Annotated in this window: 1 protein-coding gene; it reads right to left on the reverse strand. The window is 45.3% G+C overall.

Annotated elements, in window-relative coordinates; genetic code table 11:
• Positions 1 to 428 (reverse strand): molybdopterin cofactor-binding domain-containing protein (locus I6F37_RS41115; protein WP_225154539.1); only part of this gene is annotated, 428 nt, incomplete at both ends.

Here is a 428-nt window from a genome sequence, read left to right on the forward strand (position 1 = left end):
CGCCATACCAATGCCCCAGATACAACCGCCAATGATCTGAGAACGGGCCGTTTTGGGGTTCAGAATTTTACCGGCACCTGTTACTGCCGTAAAGCGTGGAATCTTCACCATTCCCGTCGATTGGTTTACCCAAACTTCTGCAAAGTTGGCGTTGAAACTATGTGCGGAATATTGGTCTGCTTCTGCCGGTGGCTTTGCATCAGCCCTTATTTGAAACGCAGTTAGCTTTTCAGAAATCATCATTTGTGCAGCCGTAGGTTTCGCAAAAAACTGCTTACCGGACTTCGCAATTAATTCCTCTGTAACTTTGATACATACATCATTTACCGCATTGGCAAAACTGGCTGCACCTACCGACCCTACCGAACCGGCAGCAGGTGGTAATGAAGAATCACCAATTTTAATATCAATTTTACTGATTGGAATTC

The sequence above is a fragment of the Bradyrhizobium sp. NBAIM08 genome (genome assembly GCF_020193935.1).
In the GTDB taxonomy this organism is placed as follows: Bacteria; Pseudomonadota; Alphaproteobacteria; order Rhizobiales; family Xanthobacteraceae; genus Bradyrhizobium; species Bradyrhizobium yuanmingense.